Raw genomic sequence first — 5227 nt, 5'->3', positions numbered from 1 at the left:
CAGCGCGATGTGACCGCAAGCGGGCGTGTTCGACAGCAGAAGATCGACGGCGGCGTCATGCGCCTGCGAAAGCTGGCCGGCTTCAGCCGCGCGCGCAGGAGCGCCAGCGAAGAAATCATTCCAGAAGCGGCGGCGGGCATTGCCTCTCGGCAGCAGCTTCTCGGCAGCCCCGCGAAACGAAGCCGCAAGAATTGCCAGCGGCCCGAGCGACGGCGACAGCATGCGGTCGATGCGGCCGCGCAACATTTGGGCAAGCACCGGGCCTGCACCCTCGGTGCCGATGGCGATGGCCACCGGCGCGCGGTTGACCAGCGCCGGGGTGAAGAAATCGCAAAGCTCAGGCCGATCGACGGCATTGACCGGAATGCCTAGGCGGCGCGCATCCGCGGCCACCCGGCGGTCGAGTTCCTCGTCGCCGCTGGCGGCAAACACCATGACCGCGCCTTCGAGCTGCGACGCCTCGTAAGCCGCGGCAAAATGAGTCGCGCCGGCCTGGGCGACGAAGGCGAGCAGGTCGGGCTCGGCGTGTTCCGCGACGATCCGCAGGAGCGCGCTCGACTGTCCGATCAGCCGCGCCTTGGCCAGCGCCTCTTCGCCGCCCCCGACGATGGCCACAGCTTCGCCCTCAACCCGCATGAACACGGGGAAGGCGTTGAGCTTGGGAGCAGTGTGCGACATGGACGCGAGCGGAATCCTCAATGAGCTTGCAGTTCTACGCGCGAGCGCGAGAAACCAGAAGGAACGCACTCGCGCATCCCTTATCGGGATGCAATTGCTTTTCTGAAAGCATCCCGGCCAAGAGAAAAATATTTCTCATTTACAGATAGAGCGGATTCAAGCTTCTGTCGCAGGCCTTGATTTGTGGCTCTTTTAGCGCCCGGCGAGAAAAGCCGCAAAACTGTTTTTTCTAAATTCTACCAAGTTAGTAGATTAAAGTCGCGACCTCGGGATAGCCAGAATGTCCAACGCCGACGTGGCTGCCGACTGGAACATTACCGGCTCGAGGTGCGTTCTCAAAAGGCCCGTCATGTCGGATCGAAATCCGGCTGCGGAATGCCAACTAAAGGTCGCCACGCGGCTAAAAAGGAGCCCTGTCATCATGAACACAATCATACTCAAGCACGGTATCTGGGTGATCGTGGCCGATGGCGAGAAGGCGCTTTTCCTCAGGAACGCCGGTGACAACAAATATCCGAATCTCGAGGTGGTGCAGGAAATGCAGCAGGACAACCCGCCCACCCGCGAGCAAGGCAGTGACAGCCCCGGCCGATACAGTGATGGTCCCTCCGTACACCGCAGCGCAGTCGAGGATACGGACTGGCACCGCATCGGCAAGGAGCGTTTTGCCGATGAAATCGCCGCCCGGCTCTACAAGCTCGCGCATGACGGCGAGTTCAGCGAGATCGTGCTCGTCGCGCCGCCGGTGGTGCTTGGGACAATGCGCAAAAAGCTGCACAAGGAGGTCGGGGACAAGGTGACCGCCGAAATTCCCAAGACATTGACCAACCATGCCATACCGGAAATCGAGGCCTTGCTGCGGGCAGCCTGATCATCGATCGGCCCTGACGAATCGAGACGAATAGCTCCGCACAAATTCCGATCCGGCCGGCAGCTTTCTCAGCTGCCGGTCAAATTTTCGCGGCAGCGCCGTCGATTTCACGGCTTTGCGGGTTGCATCGCCGACATACCATCCACCATATTGCAAACAGGCGGCGGCCTTGGGCGGCGCTCATCCAACATCGCTGACTTGAAAGGCGCTCCATAGACAATGCCGCATGACACGCCCCTTATCGCCACCATCGTCGCCGGTCTGGGGCTGGCTTTCGTCTTCGGGGCTCTCGCCAACCGCTTCCGCATTCCGCCCCTGGTCGGTTATCTCATAGCCGGCGTGCTGGTCGGGCCGAACACGCCCGGCTTCGTCGCCGATGCCGGGCTTGCCAACGAACTGGCCGAAATCGGCGTCATCTTGCTGATGTTCGGCGTCGGGCTGCACTTCTCGCTCAAGGATCTGCTGTCGGTGCGTGCCATCGCCGTGCCGGGCGCCATCGTCCAGATCGGCTTTGCCACCGCGCTTGGCGCTGGTCTTGCCTGGATGCTCGGCTGGTCGATGGGCGCGGGGCTGGTGTTCGGCCTGGCGTTGTCGGTCGCCTCGACCGTGGTGCTGCTGCGTGCCCTGCAGGAACGGCGGATGATCGAGACCGAGCGCGGCCGCATCGCCGTCGGCTGGCTGATCGTCGAGGATCTGGCCATGGTGCTGGCGCTGGTGCTGCTGCCGGCGCTCGCTGGCGTGCTCGGCGGCCAGGAGCAGGCCGACGCCCATGCCAGCGGCCTGCTGTCGCTGCCGGCCAGCTACGGCATCTGGGGCGTCGTCGGCATCACGCTGGCCAAGGTCGCCGCCTTCGTCATCGTCATGCTGGTGGTCGGCCGCCGGGTCATTCCCTGGATCCTGCACTATGTCGCCCATACCGGCTCGCGCGAACTGTTCCGGCTGGCGGTTCTGGCCATCGCGCTCGGCGTCGCCTTCGGTGCGGCCAAACTGTTCGGTGTCTCGCTGGCGCTGGGCGCCTTCTTCGCCGGCATGATCATGAGCGAATCCGAACTCAGCCACCGCGCGGCGGAAGAATCGCTGCCGCTGCGCGATGCCTTCTCCGTGCTGTTCTTCGTCTCGGTCGGCATGCTGTTCGACCCGTTCAGCCTGATCAGCAATGGTTGGCCAATCCTGGCGACGCTCGCCATCATCGTCATCGGCAAATCACTGGCCGCGTTCGCCATCGTTGTTGCCTTCGGCTATCCCATCGCCACGGCGCTGATAATCTCGGCAAGCCTCGCCCAGATCGGCGAGTTCTCCTTCATCCTGGCTGAACTCGGCGTCGGGCTGAAGCTGCTGCCGGAACAGGGCCGCGACCTCATTCTGGCCGGTGCGATCCTGTCGATTGTCCTCAACCCGCTGATGTTCCTGGCCATCGACTGGATGAAGCCGTGGCTGGAACGGCGCGCCGCCAGGACGGCACCACCGGTCGAGGCAAAACCGGTTGGTCCGGCGACGGAGCCGGGCCAGGTGGCCTCTGTCGCGGCAGCGGCGAAAAAGGAGGACGGGCCGCCGCCAAAGACGGCACTCACCGGCCATGCCATCCTGATCGGCTACGGCCGTGTCGGTGGCCTGGTCGGCTCGGCCCTGAAAGGCGCGGCAATGCCCTTCCTGGTCATCGAGGACGCCGACAAGACGCTGGCGAAGCTGAAAGCGGACAGCGTCGAGACCGTCGCCGGCAATGCGGCCAATGCCGAAGTGTTCGCCGCCGCCAACCCCGAGGGCGCCAGCCGGCTGATCCTTGCGATCCCCAATGCCTTCGAAGCCGGCCAGATCGTGCTCCGCGCCCGCGCCGCCAATCCCGCTATCAACGTCATCGCCCGTGCCCATTCCGATGCCGAGGTCGAACATCTCAAGGGTTTGGGCGCCGATACGGTGATCATGGGCGAGCGCGAGATTGCGCGCGGGATTGTGGAAGAAGTTCTCGGTTCCAAACCGGAGTTGAGGCGCGAAACCGCCGAGCCGTCGGTGGCCTGAGTCCCAAAGCCCAAGCTGCACTCTCGCACGCTGGCAACGTGATCGGCTCGACCACCCTTTCAAGCGAGCATCACGCCACGAATGCAGAGCCGCCATTTTGCGCGATACCGCTGAGGTATTTGGCCGGCGGCTTCCCAAGCGCCTTCTTGAACATGGTGATGAAGGCCGTAACGGAACCATAGCCGAGATCGCCCGAGACCTGCTGGACACTCTTGCCGGAAGCCAGTTCCCGAATTGCAACGATCAAGTGCAATTGCTGGCGCCAGCGCCCGAAACTCAGCCCCGTCTCCTTTGCCACAAGGCGGGCGAGGCTGCTCTCGCTGAGCGCGATGCGGTTGGCCCATTCCGCCAGTGTGCTGCGGTCGGCAGGGTCTTGCGCCAACGCTTCGGCGATCCTGTTCAAGCGTGGCTCGGACGAGATCGGCAGGTGCAATTGCTGGACAGGCATGCGTGGCAATTCGGTGAGCAGCATCTTGGTCAAGAGTTCGCCCCTCGCCCCGTCACCCTCCACCCGATCGGAAAGCTCGATGATCAATTCGCGCAGCAGGGGCGAGATTGAAAACGTGCAGCACCGCTCCGGCAGATCGGCGGCTCCCGGCTCTATGTAGACGAAAAAAATCCGGGCGTTGGCGGTTGCGACATTGCTGTGCTCCATGCCGCCGGGGATCCACACCCCGCAATGCGGCGGCACCATCCATAGACCGCTTGGAACGCGGCATGTGACGCCGCCGCCGAGTGCGAAGACGAGTTGGCCTTTGCGGTGCCGATGGGCGGGGACTTCCGCTCTGGTGTCGGGGATGTCGACGCGCACGGCAATCGCCGGCGCGGCAGGGTCATCCACATCGAGATCGAGCCAGGGGTAGCTGAGGGGTTGTCTCATGGTTGACTGTTATTAGCGATTAAACGCCATGATAGCTAAATTCTTTAACAGCGAAAGTCGATAAGCTCCGGCTCGTACTCAGCTTGCCGTGCTTTCCACAGCAAGCTGGCACCGACAAGCCAGCAACAAGGTACGCCATGCTCGCCCTGGTCATCTCTCCCGAAAGCGCGACCGGGTTGAGGCTCGCCGACATCGCCGAGCCTCAACCGGCTTCGAACGAAGCGCTTGTCTCTGTCCACGCAACTTCGTTGAACCGGGGCGAACTGCGCCTGCTTGCCATACGCCCCGAGGGCTGGATACCCGGCCAGGACATCGCGGGGATTGTCGAACGAAGAGCAGCCGATGGTTCCGGGCCAGCCGTCGGCGCCCGGGTTGTTGCTTTGGTCGACGAGGCCGGTTGGGCCGAACGCATCGCAGTCCCAATCGACCGTCTCGCCGTCCTGCCGGATGACGTCAGTTTCGTTTCCGCAGCCACACTTCCTGTCGCCGGTACGACGGCACTAAGGACTCTACGCCATGGCGGCGACCTCGCCGGCCAGCAGGTCTTGATCACCGGTGCAAGCGGAGCGGTCGGCCGTTTTCAGATCCAGATCGCCCGCGAGCAAGGCGCCTCGGTGACGGCAATCGCCGCGGCCCGGCACGCCGACGATCTCCGCGGCCTCGGAGCCCGGCAGGTTGTCGAAGCGATCGATCTGGCCGAGGGGCCGTTCTCGCTGATCACCGAGTCGGTCGGCGGCCAAAGCCTCGCACGCGCGATCGAACGCATCGCCCCTGGCGGGACC

The 5227-nt window shown here is 63.7% G+C and carries 5 protein-coding genes; 3 read left to right on the top strand and 2 right to left on the bottom strand.

Annotation, left to right across the window (positions count from 1 at the left end):
- Nucleotides 1-678 (bottom strand): NAD(P)-dependent oxidoreductase (locus tag EN884_RS24970; RefSeq protein ID WP_281034842.1); only part of this gene is annotated, 678 nt, incomplete at its 3' end.
- A 421-nt stretch (nt 679-1099) separates the two neighbouring features.
- Between EN884_RS24970 and EN884_RS24965 the strand changes: the two genes are divergently transcribed.
- Together EN884_RS24965 and ybaL are read left to right on the top strand one after the other, a co-directional pair.
- Nucleotides 1100-1549, top strand: coding sequence for a host attachment family protein (locus EN884_RS24965; protein ID WP_013529560.1), 450 nt, complete (start codon nt 1100-1102; stop codon nt 1547-1549).
- A 219-nt stretch (nt 1550-1768) separates the two neighbouring features.
- Nucleotides 1769-3565, top strand: a complete 1797-nt coding sequence (gene ybaL, locus EN884_RS24960) for a YbaL family putative K(+) efflux transporter (RefSeq protein WP_063169018.1) — start codon at nt 1769-1771, stop codon at nt 3563-3565.
- A 70-nt stretch (nt 3566-3635) separates the two neighbouring features.
- On the opposite strand, the gene EN884_RS24955 is transcribed toward ybaL, so the two are convergent.
- A complete protein-coding gene (locus tag EN884_RS24955; RefSeq protein WP_063169019.1) occupies nt 3636-4445 on the bottom strand; it encodes a helix-turn-helix transcriptional regulator in 810 nt (269 codons plus the stop codon).
- Nucleotides 4446-4582: 137 nt separating this feature from the next.
- Between EN884_RS24955 and EN884_RS24950 the strand changes: the two genes are divergently transcribed.
- The coding region (locus EN884_RS24950) for an oxidoreductase (RefSeq protein WP_128360785.1) at nt 4583-5227 on the top strand (645 nt) is incomplete at its 3' end.

Origin of the sequence: Mesorhizobium sp. M7A.F.Ca.AU.001.01.1.1 (assembly GCF_004022735.1) — a bacterium.
GTDB classification, from domain to species: Bacteria; Pseudomonadota; Alphaproteobacteria; order Rhizobiales; family Rhizobiaceae; genus Mesorhizobium; species Mesorhizobium ciceri.
Note: the sequence above shows the minus strand (reverse complement) of the source record. Positions and strands in the feature narration are given on the sequence as shown.

Coding starts and splice junctions, on each gene's coding strand:
- EN884_RS24965 (WP_013529560.1), top strand. CDS start 1,100: ATGAACACAATCATACTCAAGCACGGTATCTGGGTGATCGTGGCCGAT.
- ybaL (WP_063169018.1), top strand. CDS start 1,769: ATGCCGCATGACACGCCCCTTATCGCCACCATCGTCGCCGGTCTGGGG.
- EN884_RS24955 (WP_063169019.1), bottom strand. CDS start 4,445: ATGAGACAACCCCTCAGCTACCCCTGGCTCGATCTCGATGTGGATGAC.